19 protein-coding genes and 2 pseudogenes are annotated in these 23,673 nt (G+C 53.3%); 7 read left to right on the forward strand and 14 right to left on the reverse strand.

The window, feature by feature from the left end; translation table 11 throughout:
- Nucleotides 1-44: 44 nt before the first annotated feature.
- The 7 genes from JMJ04_RS38805 to JMJ04_RS38835 all read right to left on the reverse strand — a co-directional run bounded on the left by JMJ04_RS38805 (nt 45) and on the right by JMJ04_RS38835 (nt 9,053).
- The gene (locus JMJ04_RS38805) at nt 45-830 is read right to left on the reverse strand and encodes a hypothetical protein (RefSeq protein ID WP_201375715.1); all 786 of its coding nucleotides are present in this window, start codon (nt 828-830) and stop codon (nt 45-47) included.
- A gap of 73 nt (nt 831-903) precedes the next feature.
- Nucleotides 904-2,949, reverse strand: a complete 2,046-nt coding sequence (locus tag JMJ04_RS38810) for a hypothetical protein (RefSeq protein WP_201375716.1) — start codon at nt 2,947-2,949, stop codon at nt 904-906.
- Nucleotides 2,950-3,012: 63 nt separating this feature from the next.
- Complete coding sequence (locus tag JMJ04_RS38815) at nt 3,013-4,581, reverse strand: DMT family transporter (protein WP_201375717.1); 1,569 nt, start codon at nt 4,579-4,581, stop codon at nt 3,013-3,015.
- A gap of 1,025 nt (nt 4,582-5,606) precedes the next feature.
- Nucleotides 5,607-6,089, reverse strand: coding sequence for a CYTH domain-containing protein (locus JMJ04_RS38820; RefSeq protein WP_201375718.1), 483 nt, complete (start codon nt 6,087-6,089; stop codon nt 5,607-5,609).
- Nucleotides 6,090-6,357: 268 nt separating this feature from the next.
- Complete coding sequence (locus JMJ04_RS38825) at nt 6,358-6,960, reverse strand: methyltransferase family protein (protein ID WP_201375719.1); 603 nt, start codon at nt 6,958-6,960, stop codon at nt 6,358-6,360.
- Between the two features lie 220 nt (nt 6,961-7,180).
- Nucleotides 7,181-8,479 carry an RNA-guided endonuclease InsQ/TnpB family protein gene (locus tag JMJ04_RS38830; RefSeq protein ID WP_201375720.1) on the reverse strand — a complete coding sequence of 433 codons (1,299 nt, stop codon included), beginning with the start codon at nt 8,477-8,479 and terminating at the stop codon, nt 7,181-7,183.
- The gene (locus JMJ04_RS38835; protein ID WP_201370004.1) at nt 8,466-9,053 is read right to left on the reverse strand and encodes an IS607 family transposase; all 588 of its coding nucleotides are present in this window, start codon (nt 9,051-9,053) and stop codon (nt 8,466-8,468) included. The genes JMJ04_RS38830 and JMJ04_RS38835 overlap by 14 nt, the downstream gene beginning before the upstream one ends.
- Before the next feature lie 876 nt (nt 9,054-9,929).
- Between JMJ04_RS38835 and JMJ04_RS38840 the strand changes: the two genes are divergently transcribed.
- The 5 genes and pseudogenes from JMJ04_RS38840 to JMJ04_RS38860 all read left to right on the forward strand — a co-directional run bounded on the left by JMJ04_RS38840 (nt 9,930) and on the right by JMJ04_RS38860 (nt 15,930).
- Nucleotides 9,930-11,741 (forward strand): ABC transporter ATP-binding protein, encoded by a 1,812-nt coding sequence (locus tag JMJ04_RS38840; protein ID WP_201375721.1) that lies wholly within the window; start codon nt 9,930-9,932, stop codon nt 11,739-11,741.
- Nucleotides 11,738-13,537: an ATP-binding cassette domain-containing protein gene (locus tag JMJ04_RS38845; RefSeq protein WP_201375722.1), complete on the forward strand. Its 1,800-nt coding sequence runs from the start codon at nt 11,738-11,740 to the stop codon at nt 13,535-13,537. Before JMJ04_RS38840 ends, JMJ04_RS38845 begins: the two co-directional genes overlap by 4 nt.
- Nucleotides 13,538-14,077: 540 nt before the next feature.
- The gene (locus JMJ04_RS38850; protein ID WP_201375723.1) at nt 14,078-14,608 is read left to right on the forward strand and encodes a GNAT family N-acetyltransferase; all 531 of its coding nucleotides are present in this window, start codon (nt 14,078-14,080) and stop codon (nt 14,606-14,608) included.
- 21 nt (nt 14,609-14,629) lie between these two features.
- Nucleotides 14,630-15,070, forward strand: a pseudogene (locus JMJ04_RS38855) (GNAT family N-acetyltransferase); the annotation flags it as partial.
- Nucleotides 15,071-15,201: 131 nt separating this feature from the next.
- On the forward strand, nt 15,202-15,930 hold the full coding sequence (locus tag JMJ04_RS38860) for an HAD family hydrolase (RefSeq protein ID WP_201375725.1): 729 nt from the start codon (nt 15,202-15,204) through the stop codon (nt 15,928-15,930).
- A 62-nt stretch (nt 15,931-15,992) separates the two neighbouring features.
- Here JMJ04_RS38860 and JMJ04_RS48270 read toward each other — a convergent pair whose 3' ends face one another.
- Nucleotides 15,993-16,121, reverse strand: a complete 129-nt coding sequence (locus JMJ04_RS48270) for a hypothetical protein (protein ID WP_268887421.1) — start codon at nt 16,119-16,121, stop codon at nt 15,993-15,995.
- Nucleotides 16,122-16,269: 148 nt separating this feature from the next.
- Here JMJ04_RS48270 and JMJ04_RS38865 point away from each other — a divergent pair, with 148 nt between their 5' ends.
- Nucleotides 16,270-16,821 carry a DUF6939 family protein gene (locus JMJ04_RS38865; RefSeq protein ID WP_201375726.1) on the forward strand — a complete coding sequence of 184 codons (552 nt, stop codon included), beginning with the start codon at nt 16,270-16,272 and terminating at the stop codon, nt 16,819-16,821.
- Between the two features lie 13 nt (nt 16,822-16,834).
- Here JMJ04_RS38865 and JMJ04_RS38870 read toward each other — a convergent pair whose 3' ends face one another.
- The 5 genes from JMJ04_RS38870 to JMJ04_RS38890 all read right to left on the reverse strand — a co-directional run bounded on the left by JMJ04_RS38870 (nt 16,835) and on the right by JMJ04_RS38890 (nt 23,071).
- Nucleotides 16,835-17,524, reverse strand: coding sequence for an NUDIX hydrolase (locus JMJ04_RS38870; RefSeq protein WP_201375727.1), 690 nt, complete (start codon nt 17,522-17,524; stop codon nt 16,835-16,837).
- Nucleotides 17,525-17,612: 88 nt separating this feature from the next.
- Nucleotides 17,613-18,527, reverse strand: coding sequence for a serine/threonine protein kinase (locus tag JMJ04_RS38875; protein WP_201375728.1), 915 nt, complete (start codon nt 18,525-18,527; stop codon nt 17,613-17,615).
- Nucleotides 18,528-18,708: 181 nt separating this feature from the next.
- Nucleotides 18,709-19,533, reverse strand: a complete 825-nt coding sequence (locus tag JMJ04_RS38880; RefSeq protein WP_201375729.1) for a DUF4097 family beta strand repeat-containing protein — start codon at nt 19,531-19,533, stop codon at nt 18,709-18,711.
- Between the two features lie 145 nt (nt 19,534-19,678).
- Nucleotides 19,679-22,318 (reverse strand): phosphoenolpyruvate synthase, encoded by a 2,640-nt coding sequence (ppsA, locus tag JMJ04_RS38885; protein ID WP_201375730.1) that lies wholly within the window; start codon nt 22,316-22,318, stop codon nt 19,679-19,681.
- Between the two features lie 60 nt (nt 22,319-22,378).
- Nucleotides 22,379-23,071, reverse strand: coding sequence for a TetR/AcrR family transcriptional regulator (locus tag JMJ04_RS38890; protein WP_201375731.1), 693 nt, complete (start codon nt 23,069-23,071; stop codon nt 22,379-22,381).
- Nucleotides 23,072-23,205: 134 nt separating this feature from the next.
- Between JMJ04_RS38890 and JMJ04_RS47460 the strand changes: the two genes are divergently transcribed.
- Nucleotides 23,206-23,361 (forward strand): hypothetical protein, encoded by a 156-nt coding sequence (locus JMJ04_RS47460; protein ID WP_236038887.1) that lies wholly within the window; start codon nt 23,206-23,208, stop codon nt 23,359-23,361.
- Between the two features lie 29 nt (nt 23,362-23,390).
- Here the strand turns inward: JMJ04_RS47460 and JMJ04_RS49210 are convergent.
- Nucleotides 23,391-23,570, reverse strand: a pseudogene (locus tag JMJ04_RS49210) (DUF5372 family protein); the annotation flags it as partial.
- Nucleotides 23,571-23,673 lie beyond the last annotated feature (103 nt).

Raw genomic sequence — 23,673 nt, forward strand, 5'->3', positions numbered from 1 at the left:
TCTTTCTCGCGCCTGTGGCGCTTGCTGTTGAAATTTTCTATCACTCACACTGTGCCAGTCGCGGCACTGGCCGTGAAGGACGTTATCTTGACCAGCGTACCAGGCTGGATGAGCACGCGTACGCCCGCCTGCCCTTTGTTGAGCGAGGCATCTTTGATCGTTGCCTGCCAGGTGGCTGGTTCGGGCGCGTTGGTCTGCCAGGCGCGGGCCATAAGCTGGTTGCCGAGGGCGCGGAAACGAAGCGCGTAGCTCGCGCCGCTCAGAGCGGCGAAGGGCATACTGACCAGTTGCTGATTGACTCCAGCGACACGGCGCATGATGATCAGGTGATTGCCATCGATATAGGCCTTGTACCAGTTATTGACGTTGTGCCAGCGCAGGACCGAGCCAAAGTTATTCTGACCCGTGAATTTGTTTAGTGAGCCATTGATCAGCAGATCAACGTTGTCGCTGGCAGGCCCCAACACCGCGTTAAATGTGCCGTTACCATCGGTGATGGAGCCAGCCGTATTCTGGACCGAGAAGATTGCCAGTGCATTGGCGTCGGCCGCCCAGGTATGGCCATCGCTGGCCTGGCCCCAGAAGCTCTGGTTCTGGCGTTGAAAGGTATCCTGAGCCAATACATTTGTCTTTGGCGTGGTTGGTTTGCCCGTGGGTGTCACGGGCATCTGAGCCACAATCGTAGGCTTGCCCGCTGGCCCATCGTGGAACATGCGCTGCATGTCCGGGAGGGTAAGCGAGCGCTGAATCGTATTCGCGAAGACGCCCGCCGTTAAGCCGAGGAGCATCAGCACTAGTAAGAGTGTTATGGCGATGACACGCCTTGTCATGATTGGCCTTCCTTCTGACTGTGAAATCTCACGCCTGCGGCGCTCGCTCTGGTAGGTGGTGCGGTGCGGGCATTTATGCCTTAGCGTGGAGAATATCTTGAATCATCTGGATCGATTGTGGGCTGGGTCGGTAGGGTGAGACCTGGAAGGTAGAGATGGACTGCATGTGATCGTGAATCCAATTCGCCCCGTGCAATGTCTGCCCTGTGTTGGCGTCGGTCTGTCCGATATAGGCGTTGTTGGTGTTGACGATCATGTCGTTGATGAGCGAGAGCGTCGAGGGCTGGCGCATCTGGTCGTCGTTCATCTGCATGATCTTCTTGCCATCGCTACGCACCTGGTTGAGCCAGCGATTGACGTTACTCAGAGCGTTGACGATATCGGTCGCGTTCTGGCGCAGAGAGGCTGGTGCGTCCGGTGCCTGCAAGAGCCCGTTCAGGTGCTTCATAACGTGTGAGAGGTAGCAGGGTGGCTCCTGATCGGGGCCGTTGACCTGGATCAGACCTATCTGGGCCAGCCGACCATCGACGAGCGCAGGCGTGCCAGGTGGAAGGTCTAGTCCGACAAAGGATGCGCCATCGAGATAGGCCAGGGTACGTGCTGTCATGCGCCGTACATAGTTAATGTCTTTGTTCGCCTCCCAGGGATCGCGCATGCTTGTGGTCCACTCCACTAGTTTAGCCGTGTTGCGGTAGAACCAGGTGTTTAACCCACCAGGAAGGTTCAGCTTCTCCAGCGTGGGGTCGCTGGCCAACAGGTGGCGCAGGTGATCAAGATAGCTAAAATGGTTAGTGTTATCAGGTGTGTTAATTGGGGCCTGCGAGACCTCTCCATAGTAGCGCCAGGCGTTATAATCGGGTGTGGGCGAGATAGGCGTGACCGAGGCGCTCTCCTCCGTCACCAGGAAGCGGCTCGTTGTGAGCAGCAGGTTGCTGTGCTGCGGGTCGCCGCTATAGAAGAGATGTGCCTTGCCATTACTCACGTTCAGGCGCCCCATCAGAATAGTGTGTGCCTCACTCTGGCTCTTATCTCCCAGCAGCCAGGCATAATAGGCCTTGCCGCTGGCGGGTGGGTTTAATTGTTGGAGGTCGATAGTTACCTGGTCGGAGATGCCCTGGCTGCTCTTCTCGCTGATCTGGTTGCTGCTGACATATGAGATATCGCCCACGATGGGCGGCACAGCACTCGTAGTGGTCGTGGTTGGCCACTGGTGATAGAAGACCAGGAAGTAGCTCAGGCCCGCGACCGAGAGCGCGATGATGGCCACGATTGCCACAAATTTGGCGAAAGTATTCCTGGGGGCCCGTGGTGCTGGAGCACGTGGCTCCTCGCGTGGTGTGGGCTGTGTCTTTTCGACGAGCATACCTGTGCTCGCTCTTTGCGCGGCTCCGCTCCGACGCATAGGTGGAGCATTGTGTTCTAGTATGAGAGGCTCTGGCTCTGACTCCTCGTCTTGCAGTGCCTGGGTGTATGGATCAAACCTCTCTAGCGCAGGGTTATGCCTCAGTCGCTCGCGTGGTGGGGAGGGTTGTGGACTCGCGACTGGTCGCTTCTCCATACGTGGAGGCACATCCATCTGTGAAACAGGAGGCATATGGCTGGTTGTGTGCTCGCGGGCGTCGAGTGGCTGTCCACCTGCGGACAATTCCATTACCGGCTCGCTCTCGTTGTCTGTATGAAGGGGTTGGCTGACTGGTCCACGTGGTCCCGCGTTGCGTAGATCGGCCTTGAGCGTGTGCAGGGAGGCCGTGGGACTGAGCGGCGCGGTAATGCGTTGTGGGCTTGTTTGCGCTGTATGGGTGCGCTGGCGTGAGAGCTGACCCATGGCTAGGGCGTTCGCCAGGTTATCTACAGAGGAATAGACAGGGAAGCCAAAACGCGTCGCCAGCTGTGTTATATGCCCACTATTGGGGATGACAAAGATCACGGGTATATCGAGCTGGCGCTTGATATGCTTAAGCGCCGAGAAGTCATCTGGCCGCTGGAAGAGGCGTCCCTGCTCCGCCAGCATGATAACTACTGGCTTGCGCAGCTCGCTCAAGGCCTGACTCAGGGTGGCTCTATTGTCGGCGGTCTCCAGGTAGAGTACGCAGAAGTCGCCTGTATCACTTCGTTTCATTCGTTCCTCCCGCTACTGGCGTACGCGGCTACTGGGGCTGCGCCCTGGTGTCGCAGCTACTGTTTATCGGTCGAGGCGGTCGTATGCGGGTAGCTCTTCGCCGAAGATCGCGTCGGCGCGCAGGCCCGAGAGATCGACCGTCTGGCGACGCAGGCGAGCTTTATTGGCTAGCCCGGCGGAGGCCCGGGCCTCCTGGTGATGCTGCTGAAGCAGGCGCTTGCGTTCTCGCTGCCTTGGGCGCCAGTAGATGCTGGCTGGTGTCGTGCCGGGCTGGTGACGCGCGTGCTCATCCCAGGTCTCCAGGGTATATGCTACGGCGTGGGCCTGCTCCATTGGCACTTCCTCGACCTCAAATGACCTTGCCAGGACATCCATGTCAGATACCTCCTGTGTATTAGCTTCATACTCGCGTGAGATGATGGAAGGAATAGATCTTGCAGCCGTGGGCGTATTGAAAAGCCGGATTAGTCTGCGCAGGCTGAGCATACTCAGTCCCGCGACCGCGATCCAGGCGAGAAGCCAGCAGAGTGCCTGCCCGATGACCAGGGCCAGCATTGAGCCGTGCCCATGCGCGACAATGGTTTGGTACTCCGGCCATACCTGGGCCAACAGAATCCAGGCAGCGGGCGGGAAGCCTTCCAGGCGCAACAGGGCAAAGGCGCCAGCGATCACACCCAGAACGGGCAGGATTAGACCGCCATCGCTGCCTCGCCAGGTCTGCATTAGGCGGTCGCCAAAGAGTGCCGCACTCCGCTTTCCCTGCGTCGCTGGCCGCTCTGCTGACCCCCAGGTATTGATTAAGGCACCGGCCACGATTAGGACCCCACCAAGGTAGCCATCCAGGGGGAGAACCTCGTGCAGGTAGTAGTTGGCGAAGGCCGCGCCCAGCACTGGCTCCAGGATATAGATGAAAGAGACCGTTATTGGTGAGATGTAGTTCTGCAAACGTACCGTAATCAGCGTAGGGAGACAGGTCGTGCCAAAGGCGATATAGAGCACGCTCCACAGATCATTCGGGAGTAGTGGATGCACATCCTGCCAATTACCAAAGAGCAGAGCGATAAAATTGCCCCAGATGGCCATTGTCAGCAACTGAATGCCAAAGAGAGGGAGATAGGCCTTGCCGCGCTGCTCGTGGTCCGCCAGGAAGACATAGAACGTGCAGAAGAGGCCTCCGATAAAGGCGATCAGCGCGCCGCGCAGGCCGCCGATGGGTGAATTCAAGATGAGCAGAAGCGCTCCACAGGCCGAGACCAGCCCGGCGAACCATGTCGCTTTATGCAGGGGCTGGCGCATAAAGAGCCAGACACAGATCGCTGCCAGAAAGCCATTGAGCGAGGGGAAGAAGGCCGTGCTCGTCGCGCTATTATATTTCAACGCCACCGAGAGCGTAAACAGGCCGATGCAGATGCAACTTCCCAGCAATACTCCGCTCTTTATCACCTCGCGATTAATCTCGTGCCAGGAATAGATAATAATACACAGGGCCAGGGGTAGGAGGGACAGCATCACAAAGAAGGTAAACACAATCGGATCGATGCGCCCCAGCGACCCCTTCGAGACCGCGTAGTAGGTGCCATAGAGAAAGGTATTGAGGAAGAACGCGCCACAGGCCAGTAATTTCATGCGCATACGATAGACTCCCTTCAAGCAGCTCATGACATTCTAGGGAGAAGTATAGCCGTTTAAGAGCGCATAGAAGGCCTTTTTTGCGGTTTTTTGGCACTGTGTACTCACCGAAGGTGGCTGGGAGGGGATGATAATTTGTGACCTGCCTCGTCAAATATTTGGATGTGGTACCGCGTAATTCAGAGAAGGTGTGACACTGTATGGTTAGCAGAAGAGAAGGAGAGTATGCCAGGCTGGCTGGTAAACAATAACTGCAAGCATCTCGGCAGGTAGATGCCAGCGATCCCCCATGATTTACCAGCCAACAGGCACACGTCACCAGAAGCACCAGAAGTAGTAGAGAGATATATGTCTTGTAATATGAAAATTTGTTTTCTACTATTTAGTATACTCATAATCCAAGAATTGACAAATCTAAAGGAATCGCTCCTTAAGCTGCCCCAGCCCACGCTGCTTACGGTGTTATGCTGCACTTTGTACCCAATTTGACGCCCAATAGCTCAAAAGGTGTACTTTTCTGCCCCAAATTAGCCCAGCTCGCCCAACTTCTACATAACGCCTTCGCTCAGGTCGTCGCCTTGAAATTTGGCGTTCAAGTCCTGGGCTGCCGCGTTATGTGACATAGAGATCGTATTCGCCTTGCCACTCCTGCATCTGATTTTCGTAGCCAGCCTCCTGCAGCAGTTCGATCACGCAGAAACCCCACCACTGGCAGGGTTTCTGCTCTGTCATAACTGTGACGCTGTAAACTGTCCCTTCTGCCTAGAGGTTGGCATAAGGAAGCAAGCGCTTGAGACGCCTCCTATCCCCCGTTGCTAAAGAAAACATCTCCCTTAATGAATTTTGCTCTTTCTCAGCAAACCAACGGTTTTGAGATTCTTCTGTTATATCCCACGGGGCATGTATCAGCTAGTAAGCAGTTTGGAATCCCAAGACAGGAGTGCTGGATTGCATGGGTAAATGATGCAGAGGTTACTTCACGTGGAACTCATCAAGAAGAGCTTTTACTTGTGAATGGGTCGTTAATGCTAAATGCCCCCAGTAAAGCGCTCATCATCTGTTACTTCTGCAAGCGCAAAAGAGGGCATGATGAGAGATGAAGGATCACCGTCTGGGCCAAAATCTACTTCTGCAAGTACTAAGCCTTCGAGGGGGCCTTGGAATTGGTCGATACCCATGGGGATCGTTCCTCCGTGGAAACGGAACCGTCTTTTTTCAAGCCGATGCGAGGGCAGCGTAGAAGTTAGGAAGGAATATTCAGATTCCGAGATGTAAAAATTCGTATGGAAGATCATTCGCGTATCGTGAGGATGAGCGCGTAATTTTTGTGCTAGCTTAAACGTGACTTCATGCTCAGTCTGCATTCTCCGTAAACGGAGCGTGGTATTGTCAATATAGTGGTCAGTAATATCTGTGCGGAAAGTGGAACCAGGTGGAATGGCGGCTAATAAAAACTTCCGTTCGACTTCAGGATGGGCGTACTTGCCGAATTTTTTGTCAATAGCGACCATGAGGAGAATCCCTTCTTTAGTAGCGAACGTCATTCACAGCGTTCAAGAGAAATATATCAGGTAGTGAGTGGTATATCAAGGCGTTTCTGTCGATGCTCATGATTGGCGTTGACAGAAAAAGGCCCTTAAAATGTTACATCTTGTTACTATCATTGCAGTGGGCTTTCGAGTAGGTACTATAAAATCCTTTGGCTCTTCCGCACAAATGGCGCTAATCGCTTGCTAGAAAAGAGGAAATGTGTGGAGCGCAATGGAGCCTTGTCTTCTGCTAAAGCACAAAGGGGATGAGCCGTTTCGTGCGCCGCATATATTCCTGATAGCGCTGGCCTAGATGCTCCTGGAGGACATGCTCTTCCACCCGGATACGATAACTGAAACCAATGAGCGCGCATCCCATGATGACGAGTAGGCTCAACCAGTTGTTCGTCAAGCTGAGTCCCAATCCGAGCAACGTGATGAGGATGCCGGTATAGGAGGGATGCCGAATGAGTCGGTAGGGACCCGTTTCAATCACGGTCTGCTCGGGTGCAATGGCCACGCTGGTCGTGAAAGAGCGACCAAGCACTTGAATAGCGTAGAGACGTAATATCATCCCCGTGTACATCAGGACAATGCCCAGCCAGAAGAAGATGTTGGGCGCGCTGGTGATGGCGGTGGCAGGAATTTTCAAAGCCAGCAGTATGCCGAGGAGGAGACCGGACATGATCAGGCAAAGAAGGACCATGTGCGATCCTTTATCTTGGCGCTGGGCGCCAGCACGGAGACGTTTGAACGTTCTGATATCCACGCTCGCTTCCATCACTCTCCAGATGAGAAAGCTCGTTACCAGGACACCGAGATCGAGCGGATTCTGAGCGAAAAGCGGCTGCATGTTCCACATCCTTTGCTCTGGAACTTTTGTGTACAGCAATACGACGCGTGAGCTGCAGGCCGATACACACTGTTCTTCTATCTTACGCGATCATTCATGGTTCGGGCAAGCAAACGCTACAGAGCATGCAGGACTCTCTGCTTCTTCGCACCCGCAAAGGATTCAGGAGTGGGAACAAGGCTTGTGTGTTTGAAACGCCTCAACTATAGTTCCGTCGTGACTAGCGAATCCTGACAGAGGCCAGGATTTTCTCGCGAGCGGGTTTGTGAGGGAATGACAGCCTCACGGGATGGACTACCGGCAGATGAACCCTGCGCTCCCCATCCTCTACTCCCTCCGACCCGAAGGCATCAGGAGCTGCTTTTCTGATGATGTTATAGGACCCGTTGCAATCGGCGTGAATGAGTTGGCCATTGGATGCCCGATAGAGCCTCCGTGTGATCCGTTTGCCGCTGAAAACAGGCGCATGCTCCTGGCTTTGCTGGTAGATCGGCAAAGGATCGCGATCCAGGAAACTGGCCTTGCTGGTGTAGCTTTCTTCGGTGAGGATCACCTGGATGCCTTTTTGCTCAGCTTTGTAGGTGAGCATCTGGATGAACTGGGCATGAGGCACCTGAACAAAGTTCTGATTTGTCCGTTTCCCCAGGTTGATCTCCTGTTTCCAGCCCATGTTGCGACCAATCACGAGCGTTCCGATCCCCTCAGCCACCAGCACATCAATCACAAAACGCGAGATGGTGTGCAGATCATGCTCAATCCGCCGATTGCGCCAGAGAGTCAAGCGCTCCATGCGCCGGGTGTTTCCAGGACGACCAAGAGCTTGTTGGAGTTCTGCTCGCCGCTTGTTGTAGAACTGATTCGTACTTTTCAGACCGCGCCCGTTAACGACGACCGGGACAAAACCCGGTTTATTTGAAGTTAGTGCGATCAGATTTTCCAGACCAGGATCGATGCCAGCGATGAGCGCGGGATCGACGGCGGAGCGGCTCGGCTCCTGTTCATAAATGATCTCAACGACGACAAAACCGTGTTTGGGAACCACACGGACCTGAGTGATCGCCTTGGGATCTTGTTGGGTTTTGATCTGAATGCCCAGTCCCGAAGGCTGAATGAGGTGTCGTCCAAGGGTCCGTTTGCTGCGGCTTACGGCCTGCATCGTGTAGATGAGTACGTTGCGGCCTGTCGTTTTGTGCTTGTATTTGGGGAATTGGGGGCGTCGGCGAAATTTTGAGGGATCGCGCTTGTAGGCATCGAGCGCTTCAAAGAAGGATTTCCAGTTGCGTTCGAGCAGCAGCAATACCTGTTGGGCCACTTTCGCAGGCAGTGCTTTGTACGCTTCATGCGACTGCATCCGCCGATCCATTTCATTGTAGTTGAGGTGTTTTCCCTCAAAGATGAAGGCCTGACGGATCTCATACAGCGCCGTATTGTAGAGATTTTTGGAAGCAAAACAGGCCGCGTCAAGCGTGGCATAGCGTGGATCACTCCGAAGAATGATGTGCTTTTCAACCAGGTGCACGGTCGGCCTCCAATTCCTGCACAAGACGCTCTGTTTTGCGTTTGGCACGCCGTTGCCCATAGAGCCGGGCGCAGAACGAGTACACGATGCTGGTGAGGTCTGAGAGCAGGTCTTCTGTGCCATTGTCGGCCTGATTGACGACCTCGATCTCACGCCCATAGGTTTGAAGCAGGGTCTCGATGTAACGGAACCCGAAGCGGGTACCCCGGTCCTTGTGTTCAATGACGATACGGCCCACACTTGGATCGGCCAAGAGAGCCAGAAACTTCGGCCGATTGTCATTGACGCCAGAGCCAATTTCCTTGACAACTTTGCCCACTTGATAGCCACGGGCAGCGCAGTAGGCAACCAACCGCTCAGCTTGACTGTCCAGGTTGGTCTTGTTTTCTGCGGAAGACACCCGCGTGTAGACCACGGTTTGAGGCTTCGATGAGGGGACTGACACCCTGGTTGGCTCGTCGATGAGAATCGTGTGAGCCCCTACGCGCCGCCCCTGGATTTTCCCGTCCCGGAACCAACGCCAGGCTGTCTCATAGCGGACCCCTTGTTGTTTCGCGTAATCACTGAGTTTCATGCTCAAATCATACTATGCTACTCAATGATTGTCAAGAATTCGCTATACTTTCAAAGATCGGTTTCAATACTTGTTTCCACTATCGAGAAGAAAAAGGAAAAGATCCATGTCTGTTCCACCTACGATCTTTATACAAGAAGCTCTTCAGGTTGCTACAGAGGGTTTAAAAAACGGGGAATTGCCTATCTGGGTGGCAACGAAAGGATTAGGGCTTTCCTGCGTACCGTGTCCCTCTCATCGAGGGTGGATTGCTCAAGCAAGAGAGCTTAAACCTCTTCAACGCTTATGTTACACACCATCCTTCTTCCTCTGGACCTCTGTGGGAATATGCCAAAGCGTTGATTGGGAGCGTCTAACAAAAATAGACTGAGAATCCTAACTCATGTGGACACAAATAACGGTCTCAGAGAGAGTCTTGGAAACCATCCTTCGAGAAAAACAAAGGATTCCCCAGTTCGTTCCTCTATCTTTCCTCTATCTTTGACTCTATAGAAAACACATGCTATTATTCCCTCACTACCTGAACTTACAGACGATCTCTCATGAAAGGCAAAGCGCTATGGCTACCGGTTACCGAACGGCAAAAGGTATTGCGCGCACCCCCTATTGCAGCGCTCTTGTATTGGCCCAGAGCCTCATTGTGCCTTTTTTCAGGAACGTGCCAAATCATCCTCTCGCATAAACTGAACAAAATCAATGAAGAGGCTGTGGGCAAAACCGTTCATGGTCTTTTTGTTGCGCCCAACACAGGCCGTGGAGCGTGCAAGATAGGCTGTGCGGTCTGTTAACTGCGCCTGTTTCCTCGCCCTTTCTTGCACGCATAGAGAGCAGTTTTCATGTGTAATAGTTTCTTCAGGCAAGGAAGGAAACACAGCGATGTATGTACACAAAAAGGATTATCTTCCTCTTCTGCGAACCTATCTTGGAGCGCAGTGGCGCTCGGTCCTGTTGATGAGTCTTCTGCTGCTCATCAGCATCGGATTGCAATTGGCCAATCCGCAATTATTGCAGATATTTATTGACGCGGTATTACAAGGATCTGCCCAGAGTACGCTGATCCTTATCGGCGTGCTCTTCGTCGTCCTTGCTCTGAGCACGCAGGGCGCGTCGATTGTAGCGACGTACTTGAGCGAGAATGTGGCCTGGACCGCAACCAATCGCCTGCGCGAGGATCTGATCAGCCACTGTCTGACGCTAGATATGTCTTTCCATAAGGCTCATACGCCTGGCGAGCTGATTCAGCGTGTTGATGGGGATGTCGATGCGCTCGCGAGCTTCTTCTCACAGGCGATTATCCAACTCGTAGGGAACCTCATTCTGCTGCTTGGGATTGTACTGGTGCTTTTTCAGAAGGACTGGTACCTGGGCCTGATGATGCTGGGCTTTACCGCGCTGGCCTTCGTCCTCCTGGCGCTTTTACAAAAGTATGGCAGGCCATTCTGGCTGGCTTATCAAGTGAAGTATGCTGAGTTCTTTGGTCAGCTAGGCGAGCACTTAGAGGGGACTGAGGAAGTACGAGCGAATGGTGCCACGAGCTTTGTGATGCGCCGCTTCCACCAATTTGCTCGCCAGTGGTGGCAGATCGACTATCGCCGTTCAGTGGCAGAGTTCCTACAATTTGCTGGGACTCTCACCATTTTCTCTCTGGGGAATATCTTGGCGCTGGCCGTTGGGGCCTGGCTGCTGGGCGCGCACGCCATCTCGCTTGGTACGGTCTATGAGGTCTTTTATTATACCAACCTGATCATTCTCCCTATCAAGCAGATCCGTAATCAGATTCAGGACTTGCAAACCGCAGATGCGAGCATCGAACGTATCCAGAACTTGCTGAAGACACGCTCGACACTGACGGACGCTCACTGGCCCGTTCAGAACACCGCATTGCCTGGCACGGATACCTCTCAGACATACATGCTGCGCGAGCGTTACCAGGCACTGCCAGTTGGAGCGCTTGAGGTCGCGTTCGAGCACATTACCTTTGGGTACAATGTGGACGAGCCGGTGCTGCGCGATGTGAATTTCCATCTGCCCGCTGGCAAGGTCCTAGGCGTGCTGGGTCGGACGGGGAGCGGCAAAACGACGCTGGCGCGTTTATTGCTGCGCTTCTACGATGCCCAGTCTGGCGAGATACGCTTGAGCGGCGTGCCTCTCCAGAAGATCGAGTTGGAGCAGGTACGTCGGCGCATGGCCATGGTCACCCAGGATGTGCAGCTCTTCCAGGGGAACGTGCGCGACAACCTGACCTTCTTCAAGCGCCATGTGCCCGATGCGCAGATCAACGCCGTCCTCAATGAACTGGGTTTGGGGCGCTGGTTGCAGGCACTGCCCAATGGTCTGGGAAGCGAATTGGGGGTTGGCGGCGCGGGCCTCTCGGCTGGTGAAGCCCAGTTGCTGGCATTTGCGCGAGCTTTTCTCGAAAATTCAGATCTGGTGCTGCTAGATGAGGCTTCATCGCGCCTCGATCCTGCAACTGAACAAGTCATAGAACGGGCCATAGAACGGCTATTACATGGGAGAACTGGCATTATTATAGCCCATCGCCTGGCCACGGTGCAGCGCGCCGACTATATTCTGATTTTGCAGCATGGCCAGATACTCGAATTCGGCCCGCGCGCGGAACTGCTGGCTAATCCTGCCTCGCATTTTTCGCAGTTGTTGGCCAATAATCTCCAGGTAGTACTTTCATGAAAAACCTCCAGGTTCTGTGGCGATTGATTTGTTATCGCCCGATACTCTATAGCGCCGCAACCATACTCTGGATACTCAACGTGCTCACACCACTTCCCATGGGTCTGCTCGTGCAACACTACTTGAACGAACTTGCGCGGACGCAGCAACTCACCTCGGGACTCCAGCGGCTCAACTGGCTAGCTCTGGCCTTGATCCTGGGCAGTGGTCTCTGTGCTCTGAGTAGCGGTGTGCTGGGGCGTCTCTTGCGTTTTTCTGTGGCCCAATTGCTCCGGCGCAACCTGTTGCAACGCGTACTGGAGCAGCCAGGCGCGTCAGCCTTCTCTCATACGTTGGGGGAAACGCTCAGCCGCTTTCGCTCGGATGTGGAGCAATTCGATCGGGCGGTAGACTGGAGCATCGATGCCGTTGGGCACATACTGTTCGCCCTCCTCGCCCTGATCGTCCTGTTGAAGGTAAGCGTGCTTGTCACTGTGCTCATCTATCTGCCGCTGGCCGGAGTGGTCGCTACAACCCAGGCCATGTATGCGCGCTTGCAACGTTTCCGCAAGTCCAGCCGCCAGGCCAGCGGGAACGTTGCAAGCGCGCTGGGCGAGATCTTTGGGACGGTCCAGGCGATCCAGCTTGCCAGAGCCGAACAGGCAGTTGTAGAACATGTCCGTACCCTGAACAAGCGCAGACGCGTGGCTATGCTCAAAGATCGCGTCGTCGAGCAATTAGTGAACTCGACCGTTGGAAATATCACAGGACTGGGCACGGGATTTGTGTTGATGCTGGTCGCCCAATCGCTGCACACCTTCCAGCTTGGGATCGGTGACTTGGCGCTCTTTCTCTACTATTTGCCATTTGTTGCTGACTTTAGCAAATTTACTGGAACCTTTATGGCCCATCTCGCCCAGACGAGGATCTCTCACCAAAGACTGCTTGCCATCTCCCAGGGGATGAGCGAAGGGAAACTCGTTGAGTATCATCCGCTCTATCTTTCCAGCTCACTCCCAGAGCCACATCTAGAACAGGCAAGACCCGATAATGGACTACAGGAGTTGAGCGCGACAAACCTGACCTATCGCTATCCTGAGAGTGGGCGCGGCATCGACGGAATCAACCTGCGTGTGCGGCGCGGGTCGATCACCGTGATCACGGGGCGCGTGGCTTCCGGCAAAACGACGCTTCTGCGTGTGTTGCTGGGTCTGCTGCCGCGCGAGGTGGGCGAGATATCCTGGAACGGGCAGAAGGTGCACGATCCGGCAAGCTTCTTTGTTCCGCCACGCAGCGCCTACACCGCCCAGATTCCCCACCTCTTCAGCGCTACGCTCAAAGAGAATATCCTGCTGGATCAGCCGGAGACGCAGGAGGCGCTCCAGGCAGCTGTGCACGCGGCGGTCATGGAGCAGGATGTAGAGATGTTGGAGCATGGTCTGGAAACCACCGTAGGGGCGCGCGGCGTCAAGCTCTCCGGTGGCCAGGTCCAGCGCGCCGCAGCAGCTCGCATGTTCGCGCGTTCCGCAGACCTGCTAGTCTTCGATGATCTCTCCAGCGCCCTGGATGTGACTACTGAGCAACAGCTCTGGGAGCGGCTCCTGGCCCGGCAGAGCGAGGAACATCCCCTCACCTGCCTGCTCGTCTCTCATCGCCGCTCCGTACTCCAGCGCGCTGACCATATTCTTGTCCTCAATGAGGGTCGTGTCGAGGCTAGCGGCACCGCTGCAGATCTCCTGCTCACTTCCTCTGAGTTTCGTGCCATCTGGTCTAGCGAAACAGAAGAGGCTTCTGTTCATAAAGGAGATACCGTGTAAAAGCCTCTTCACAGCTTCAGAAAGAGAACTTATCCCGAATTTTGCAAGAGGATACCACGAAGTCGAAGAAAACGCTGCTTTTCTTCGACTTCGTGGTATCTGGGAGAGCGGCTTCTCACGTAGGGTGATGGTCTCATCCAATAGCTCAAGATTTCAGGTACGCTTTTGGCCAAGCATGGACTCATCGATGATGGTAACTTTGCCCATAGGATGGATAACTCACTTCCATTGTTTTACTCACCTTTTCTTATTGAGCCCGTTCAAGCTGGAAAATCCTGCTTTTCTTGGTGGCGAAAGAGTCTATCGAGATAGAAACAAATCCCTGAAATCATCGCAGGGTCCAAGCTAGCCTGGACTGGCTTGCGCAGCAGTATGTTGCCATTTCCCCTTACCCATTTCAGAAAAAATGAATGAATTTGAGAAATCGACAAAAATCAGGTGTTATGATATTATGAAAGTCTGCTTGGTTATTTTAGCTAATATATATGTTTATATGTTATAGTGCATTATTGGTGTATTTTTGGAAAGGCCTTGTTTGCTATGACTGCTATTTTCTCGCCTCATTTGCCTGTGCTTGAAGGAGTGACGTATCGGCAGCCGCGTGGTATGGAGGATGCGGAGACATTGGTGGCCCTGTTTGAGGCCTGCCGTGAGGCCGACCAGATCGTTAGCGTGAGCACGCTTGAAAGTATGCCGATGCTCGCGGATGTACAGGAGCTGTTGCAGCGGGTCGATCCCGCGAACATGCTTGTGGCCTGCGCTGGAGAGGAGATCATCGGCTTTGTGCGCCTGACATGGTGGCGCGAGGATTCGGGCACCTGGGCCTACTTGCATATGGGGCGTGTCGTGCCTGCCTGGCGCGGGCGTGGCCTGGGAACGGGTCTGCTTCACTGGGCCGAGGAGCGCCTGCATACCCTGGCGAACAGCAATCCAGACGTCGAGAAATGGGAGTATGCCGCCAATCCCCTAGGCATAAACACCTCGTCTACTGAGTTGCTCCAGCACGAAGGCTATTACCAGGCCTGGACAGGTGTGATCTATGAGTTATCTGACCTGAAGAATCTGCCCTAGGCAAGCTTTGAGGCTGAATATAGGGTGAGCATCATTCGTCCCGAACTCTATCGTACCTTGTGGGAGGCACAGAATAACGAGTTCTGGGCCGATCAGAGAGCCTTTGGTATCGAGGTTGCTGACGAGGCAGCCTATCAGGAGTATCTTGCTAACTTCGAGCAGGGGCGCGTTGATCCTACGCTCTGGTACCTGCTCTTCGCGGGCGAGCGTCCCGTTGCCACCGTGCAGATGCATATAGTAGGCGATATAGGTGTGATCGATGAAGTGAGCACCCATCCCGACTACCGGCGCAAGGGCCTGGCACGAAGCCTGATCCTGCATGCGCTCTACCGCCTTCGCGAGCGCGGAGTGATGCGCGTCAGCATCAGTACCGCTGAAAAGAACCACCAGGCGCGCCCCCTCTATGAGAAGCTCGGCTTCCAGCTCGTCAAAACCCTCCCTCGCTATCGCAAACAAGCCTAAAGAGTGCTCGTGCCTTCGGCACTCAGGGTAAAGGGATGTTGTCCTGTCGATTTGCGTTGAGCCAGAAAGCGTGCGAACATAATAGAAGAGGTAGCCAGACCAAAATTTTAAAGGATCACACAGAAAAAATTATGAAAAACTATCATGCAGCACTTTTTGATATGGATGGCGTTGTCGCGGATACCAATCAATCGGTTAGAGACTTCTGGTATATGCTGGCGCGGCGCGAAAAGATTACACTGAGCGAAGAAGATTTTAAGCATCATATTTATGGTTGCCCGGCGGAGCATACCCTGAGCAGACTCTTCCCGCATATGAGCGCCGAGACGCAGCAGGCGATCCATGAAGATATTATGGTTTACGAGCGCAACATGTATTACCAGGCCATGCCGGGTGTCGTCGACCTCCTGCGCGACTTTAAGCGCCAGGGGATTCTCACCGCGCTCGTTACCAGTGGCAGGCGTTGGCGCGTCAATCTCGCTTTCCAGCATATTGGTATTAGCGAACTCTTCAACGCTATCGTGACCGTAGAGGATATCACTCACGGTAAGCCCGACCCCGAATGCTACCTTCTTGGAGCGAGCTTGCTTGGCAAAGCTGCCGAGGATTGCCTGGTCTTTGAAGACGCCGTCAGCGGCATCCGCGCTGGCTATGCCGCCGGCGCGACCTGCGTGGGTATCCAGGAAGACGCCGAGCGTGCCCAGGCTCTACGTGATGCCGGAGCCGCCCTCGTCGTTCCCGACTTCCGCTCTATACATCTGGCTCCATCCAGTGTGAGCGATTTCAGCACCCTCGTCGTCCAGGCTGATGGTACCAAATACGCCCGCTTCACGCTACAAGCAGATCGCGTGCGTAGGTAACGCACTACTGGCGTACGGCCTACACATCCAGGCAAACAGTAGCCGCGTACGCCAGTAGCGGCCTATTGCTTATCAAGGGCGTAAAAGAGGGTTGGCAGGCCGTGTTCATCCGCGTCTTTATAATAGAAGGCGTCGAAATCATCCGCGCGCAGATAGCGCACCGCCAGGCGCTCGGTCTCAAAGACGATCATTTCCGGAATCCCCTTAATCATGCGGAATTGTTATCTATCACACTTCAGTTTATTGGCGAACTTCTACACTATATCAGAGCCGTGTAAAAGCGGGCAAATGCGAGGCTGTTGAGAGCAGGCTATATATTTTTTGAGGAGAGACAACAATATGACAGTATTTGTTGAGAGTCATCGTCTCACGGCTGAGACGATCAAGCGTCGTCATGGCGAGGCGCAGGTTATCGATGTTACATCGCGTGGGGCTGATCCCTGGGTGCGTTTCAGTCCCTTCTATCCGCATGGCGATATCCCTGTGCCTTTCTCACCAGGATATACCAGTCAGAGCGTCGAGGGTGTCTGGCAGGGCTTGAAGGTTTTCGAGCTTGCTGGCGTCGACATTGGCAAGTTTCGTGTTGCTAATATGAAGGGCATCAAGCGTTCTGGTCGCAGCCTGGGCAGTGTGCTTGGGCATCGCGAGGGCGTGGATGGGAAGCGCCTGCTGGGCTATCGCGAGGCACGCTCGGCCATCTACCTGCCCACCTATCGCTGGGTCCTGGAGAACAAACTCCAGCCTGAACTTGACACCTTGCGCCAGCTCTCCGCCCAGGCGAGTGTGATTCTTTTAGATTACGAGATTAATGCCAACATTGATGACCTGCGCCGCCCCATCTCCCACGCTGCCCTCATCAAAGCGTACCTGGAGAACAACTGGCCTGAGTAATACTTGAATTATGCTAGAAAAGTCCTCTGGCTTTTGCATACGCGTACGCTGAGAGCGTCAGGCCATCTGTAATTTCATTGTCACGGATGAGGCGTTCAAATTCTGCTATTGGTACCACATGTAATTCGGCAATGGCTTCATGCAGTTCTGCCTCGTGGTATGTTTCGATCTCTGCATAATAGAGTTTGTTAGATGCCGCACTCATTCCAGTATCACTATAGACTTCCCCTAAAAAGACGAGGCGTACTCCAGCGCCAGTTGCTCCAATCTCCTCGGCTAGCTCTCGCCTGGCATTTGCTTCACTTGACGATCCCTGCTCGCCAAATCCTCGCGGGACCTCTAAATGCCATGTGCGTGTTGCATGACGAAAATGACGTAGCAGCACTACACGCCCCTGACAGACTGGAAGGATAATGACACCTGGCGCTCCATCAGGATTCACAAAGCGTATATACGTGCCTAGAGAGCCATCGGGGAAGCTCACTGCATCACGCAGCAAAAGCAAATATTGATCTTGATAGACGATTCCCACCTTTGCCCACTCTGTTGGCAAATTATGTGCAGCCAGGCGCCTGGTCATCTCTGCTTCCGCCTGCTGTATTTTGTCTTCGTCCAGTAGGATTGTGAAGATTATGCCTGGTGGATTCACGAATAGTTGAGGGTGCTTTTGGGCAAAGGTCAGATACTCTCTGTTCATCATCATTTTTACCTTCATTTAAAGGAAATCTTTTCATGCCTTGAGCCTGCTATTTTTGCGCTGGTAGCAGTATAGTACAGGCTATTCCAGGGATTTAGAAGAGGCGAGGTCGCTTGAATTGGCGCAGGAGCTCGGGGCGTGGCGTCTCGGGAGGTGGGGGAAGCGCCTCCGGCAAATCTTGTTCGATGGCCCAGATGAGTGCCTGGGCGAAGTCGTTGATGCTGGGGAAGCGCTTCTCGGGACTCTTGGCCAGGGACTTCATGACCACCTGCTCAATCAGGGGCGAGAGTGAGGGATTTTGGCTACGCAATGGCGGGGGCATACGGTGCAGGTGCTGCTCGACCATCTCATCGAAGGCGCCAGTAAAGGGTCGCGTGCCACAGAGCCACTCATACACGACCACGCCTAGAGCATACTGGTCGCTGGCGCGCCGTGGCCTGCCTAGAAGTTGTTCGGGTGCGCAATAGATCACAGTTCCCTCAAAATCATGCTGAATTGGCGCGATGGGGTCGAGACTGTGCGAGACTACTGAGATGCCAAAGTCGCTTAACACAACTTCGTTGCGAGCATTGAGCAGCATGTTTTGCGGCTTGAGGTCGCGATGGATAAGCTGCTGCTGGTGGAGATAGCTTAGGGCTTGCGCGAGCTGTTGGATATAGCGAATAACCGTGGCTGGAGGGACGAGGCTACCCCTGGCATGGCGCTCGCGCAGATTGCCATTGGGCATATAGTCCATGACGACATAGGTAAAGTGGTCCCGTGTGCCGTAGTCGCGTACGGATACAATATGTGAATGTTGCAGACGCTTAATGCGAGCGGCATGAACATAGAAGCGTGCCAGGTCGTCGCCTGCGCGTTGCCCTGGGAGAATTTTTACCGCGACAGGAAGCTGCTGGCCTTCCCGTTGCGCGAGATAAATTTCTGAGCCATCGCCGCGCCCCAGGAGTTTGAGCAAGCGGTAGCCATCGATATTTCGATCCAGGTCCTGCGTGTTCTCCGTAATTTGCATGTTCATCCCGTTGTTAAAGCCATTACCATCTATATATCTTCTATTCGATTTTATGTTACAATTGTTCAGCTGTCAATTGCTTAGTACGTTTGTGATGGGGCTTTTATAGAAAGCATAGAAGGCGTTGAAGGGAGTGGAGGGCCAAGGCTCTCCACTCCCTTCAACGCCTTCTATAGTATGCTTAGTTGGTGCGCTGGTGGACGAGGACGGAGCCGGTTGTGTTCTCAATGTGCAGAGTCGATTGAGTTGGCGATGTGCTTGAGGAGTCAAAATCGTTTTGCACCTGCCCCAGCATGGAATCGACGCTGACATCAACGAGGTCATCTTTGGAGAGAGTAGCTTCAATCGTGCCGGCGGTGGTCTTCATGGTGATGTTGCTTTGAGGAGCGACATCTCCATCAAAGGTGACGGTGCCCGCGATGGTCTCTATCCAGGATGCACGGGTAAGGGTGGTCTGGTTGAGAATAATAGAACCGCCCTCGCTTTTGACGATTTGCTGGCCCGAGAGATTCTCTAGCGTGACAGAGCCAGCGGTATCCTGGATATTGGTGTCGCTCGTTTCGGGCGTGGTGATGTCAAGCTCCAGGAAGGTTGTCTCGCTGCTATAAGTGAGGTTGGAAGCCTCCTTCCTGGTCTCAGCCCGGTTGATGTATGAGGTAATCGTAATGGTATTGCCTTGCTGTGAGTAATTGGCTTCGATGGTATCGCCGTGTGCGGTATGCTTCGTGCCCTTGATAATAACTTGCTGAGCGGATCCACTGTGGATATGTATAGTGGCGGCATCGCTCTGGATGGAGATTAAGGGGCGCCCAGAGACGGTATACATATCCTGCGAAACCTCTACATTTTGCTGATCATTGTAGAAAAAATGCGAGATCGTATCTCCACTGCACGCGTTCACGAGGAGCAAAAGCAGGCCCATGAAGAGCAGGAGCGAGCCAGCACGCACCGAGGCATTGATCAGGCGCTTGCACGCAGTTTTATAGCTTGAAAATAGAAGACACATCTACTTTATCTCCACCTTTTCCACCCGCACTGATACTCTCTCGAAGATAAGATTTGCTGAACATGTGTAGCGAGAGTATGCTTCACTCAAAATTATACTCCTGCATGCAAATGTAGTTAATAATAACCTGATGGGTATTAGCATACTATTCCAGGATTTCCACATATCCTTTCGTTCCGTTCACCCGGATCCTTTGTCCGTCTTTAATCAGCTTGGTTGCATTTTCTACGCTCACGACCGCGGGAATACCGTACTCCCTGGCGATAACGGAGCCATGGGTCATCATCCCGCCTACTTCCGTCACCAGGCCTTTAATCGATACGAACAGCGCTGTCCAGCTGGGGTCGGTAAAGGCTGTGACCAGGATATCGCCCTCCTCAATGTCGGCCTCCTCCAGTTTTAAAACGATCCGCGCCCGACCTTCAATGGTTCCTGATGAAACAGGGGCTCCTATCAAAGCGCCCTTAGGGAATGCGCCAGTGTCGTACTCACTGGTGATGATCTCACCATCAGATGTCATCACACGGGGAGGCGTCAATTTCTCAAAGACCTCGTAATCCCCTTTTCGCTTCGTGATGATACTGTAATCCAGTTGGTATGTGCTGGCAACCTTCCGGAGTTCCTCAAAGGTGAGATAATAGATATCCTCCGGCTCTTGAATCACTCTTTTCTGGACCAGCAAGGCAGCCTCTTTCTTTAAAGCCTGCTTATAAACATAAAAACGCTGCATAAGGGCATACTTGGGGTATTCCCGGAAGCCGACAAAATTGCGAAAAACGCTGATCATCTTCTTTGTCTTTTTCGCCTTGCGTTTGCCACCAGGCAGACATTCTACCCTGCTGATCAGCTCTTGTTCCTTCTGCTCTGCTTCCAGCTGTTTCTGCTCAAATATCGTCTTGTGGGAACCCGGCTCGAAATTCTTGACATTAGTGATGATCATGGGAATCAGCAACGTCGGCTTCTCAGCCCATCGTGTCCTGGTAATATCAATTTCTCCAGGGCCGCGCATACCGTATTTTCTGAGATATGTCTGGATGGAATCGCCGACGGCTTTGCCGCCTTCTAGCTTCTCCAACTCCTCAAAAAAGGTTTCATCGTCGGCATGTTGAAAATATTCCAGCACAGCCGGATATGGCCGGACAACGTCCGCCACGTCTAAAAGCTCAAGCCCCATTTCCGTGGTGACATTATTAGCTACCGCTTGAGAAAGGACATCGGTAATATTCTTTTCATCCAGCCATTTCTTCATGTTTTTGCTTAGCCAACTCGACGGATAGAATCCAACAATGCCCACGCCATAGTTGTCTAACACAATTGTCTTAAAGGCCTCATCCAAATCCTGCAAAATAAAATCGAACAGCTCGTCTCCTGATTTGCCGTTGATCCTCTGCGCTACATCCCGCGTCAGCGCGTCATTTTTCGCGATCATTTTTTGCATGAGACCCGCGTCATTTTTTCGATAGATTTTCATCGCCTGTAACAGCCCGGAAACCATCTGCCCGGTCGTGCCGCCGCTCAAGCCCAGTGTTGTCTTCCCACGGGGCAATGACTTGATATACCCTTTCCTTTTCAGGACGTTGGAGAGCGCTTTCTGGATCAACATGTCTACCGAACCGAGACCGTTGTTCACAAAAATCTTTCCTGCCACCGGCGAAGCAAGATCATGAGAGATGTCCATATACCACCTGCCGCCAGCCTCGACCGTTGACGCACCAAGCTTGCTCAGCCACATCGGGGCAAAGGACAGGCCTAATGGTTTGAGGACATCTGTCATCATCTGCTGGTGACCAAGCGACATATAGACATGATTTTTCCCATCGTTCACCTTCGGCACCGGATATAAGGTGGTAATGGGACGACTCTGAACGATATACAATTGACCTTCAGAAAGACACCATTCAATGTCCTGGGGGCGGCCAAAATACGCCTCGATCCTTCTGCCTGTTTGCTCAAGCTGTAACATCTGCTCGTCCGTCAGAGTTTGTTTGTTCTGCTGGTCAGGCTCCAGTGGCTGTTCCTTTGTGCCTCCTTCTGTTAACGCATAGATTGCCAGCTTTTTCGTCGATATCTTCTTACTGATTATCTTGCCCTCTTGTACTTTATAAAGATCAGAATCCACCAGTCCGGAAACCAGCGCCTCACCAAGGCCGAAGCTGGCATCGATGGATACCACCTTCCTGTTCGACGTGATCGGATCAGCTGTAAACAGAATCCCTGCTGCCTCTGGGAAAACCATTTTCTGGATGACGACAGACAGCTGGACCTTGTTGTGGTCGAAACCGTTCTGCATGCGGTAAATCACCGCCCGGTCCGTAAAGAGGGACGCCCAGCACTTGCTGATGTGTTTCAGGATGGATTCCTTTCCTAGAATATTCAAATACGTATCCTGCTGGCCCGCAAAGGATGCCGTCGGCAGATCCTCCGCTGTAGCACTGGAACGCACAGCATAGGCATTATTCTCTCCCAGTTGTATAAGATGGCTGGTAACTGCTTCTTCAATATCCTTTGCAATGGCTGTTCCTTCGATGACGCTGCGCATTTTTGCGCTGATTTCACGAATCCTTTCCCTGTCCTCCACCTGTAAAAGAGAGAGTTGCTCCAGCAGAGCATGAAACTCTGGTGTTTGTCCGATGATGCTTTTATATGCTTCGGTAGTGACGCAGAAGCCCTCCGGTACTCTTACCCCATCAATTCTGGATAGTTCCCCCAGGTTGGCACCTTTACCCCCGACCATCGCAAGCTTGGTTTTATCGATTTCCTGAAAGCCAAGTACATATGAGTTCATACATATTCTCCTCTGCATCTTTAACGTTTGGTGTGAATGAGAAAAGGGTTTGCTCTCGAATCATGCGAGGAGAGCCTGCCAGCGTGAGAAATCTTCGCTCCAGGACTGCCGCAGGCACCCTGGCTTCATGCCCAGCACTCGCTCTAGTGCGTCAGCCGTCGCCTCGCCAAGCTGGACCAGCCGAGAGATGTCGGGATGCTCGCTCTCCTCCGCTAAGAGAAGTTCAACGGTGGTATATCCAAGATCTTCAAGCAGGGAGAGGATCATTCTCGCTGCCTGATCAGGATAAGGCGTGGTGAACACGCCTTCTTCTGTTCCCTGCTGAATGATCTGCGAGAGCCAGGGAGCCAGTCGTTTGACACGGGCCAGGTAGAGTTTCTGGCGAAAGAGGGCGTTCTCATCGGCATACCAGACGCGCATAAACGCGAATACCAGGTCCAGGTTTTCTTGTTTGTGCTGGTTGAGCACGGCAAAGACGCGCAACAGTTTGTCCTGGGCGGCCATTTCGCGAGAAGACACGATGGGAAGCACGAGTTGCTCGGCTTGCTCTCCAATGCGTTCCACCAGCGCCATCAGTAAGGCTTGCTTAGACTCAAAATAATGATAGAATGCGCCCCTGGAAATCTGGAGCGCCTCCAGGATGTCCTGGGTCGTCATCTGCTCATAGCCTTTGGTCGTAATGTAACGCGCTGCCACATCCAAAATGGCGTTGCGCTTCTCGGTGTATTCGTGGACTTTGACACTTCGGGTCATCACATCTCTCTTTCTTAGACCGACAAACGGTTTATCTATGGAGAGAATATAGTTGACAGGAGAGCCGTTGTCAAGGATATTTCCTCGGATAGCGTGAGTCGATTTTCAGACTCACCGCAGTCCAAGGACAACGCATGGAAAGGTTGGATCAACCCCTTTTTCAACACCTGATCCGACCAGACCTCACCTTCGGGCAGCCAGAGCAAGTCGCGGGAGTTGTCGCTGCGCTAGTTTTGGATGATGGGGGATTTATAACCGGTGAGATTGCCAAAGTGGATGGGAGCCCATAACTAAGCCCGCGTTTTCGCCAAGCCAGGGGCAGCGAGCGGATCTGTTGGGTCTGCGGATCAGCAAAGAAGACGCGTTCCTCTCCCCAGGCTCGGCTCTGCGAGAGCAGGGGAAAGCTGTGACCGCAGAGGGGATGGAAGGGATGGGTAATGGTAAAGCAATGCTCACCATTCGTGTTATTAGGTGTAGTTGACAGTTCGTTTAAACGGATTGGTTAAGGCCATGTGAACAAACTCAAGTTGATCAAGAGGATGAGATATGGACGAGCAAGCATCTCTTTGCTTCGTCAGAGGCTCCTTCACTCTCTCTAGCAT

This window comes from Ktedonobacter robiniae (assembly GCF_016587375.1).
Classification (GTDB): domain Bacteria; phylum Chloroflexota; class Ktedonobacteria; order Ktedonobacterales; family Ktedonobacteraceae; genus Ktedonobacter; species Ktedonobacter robiniae.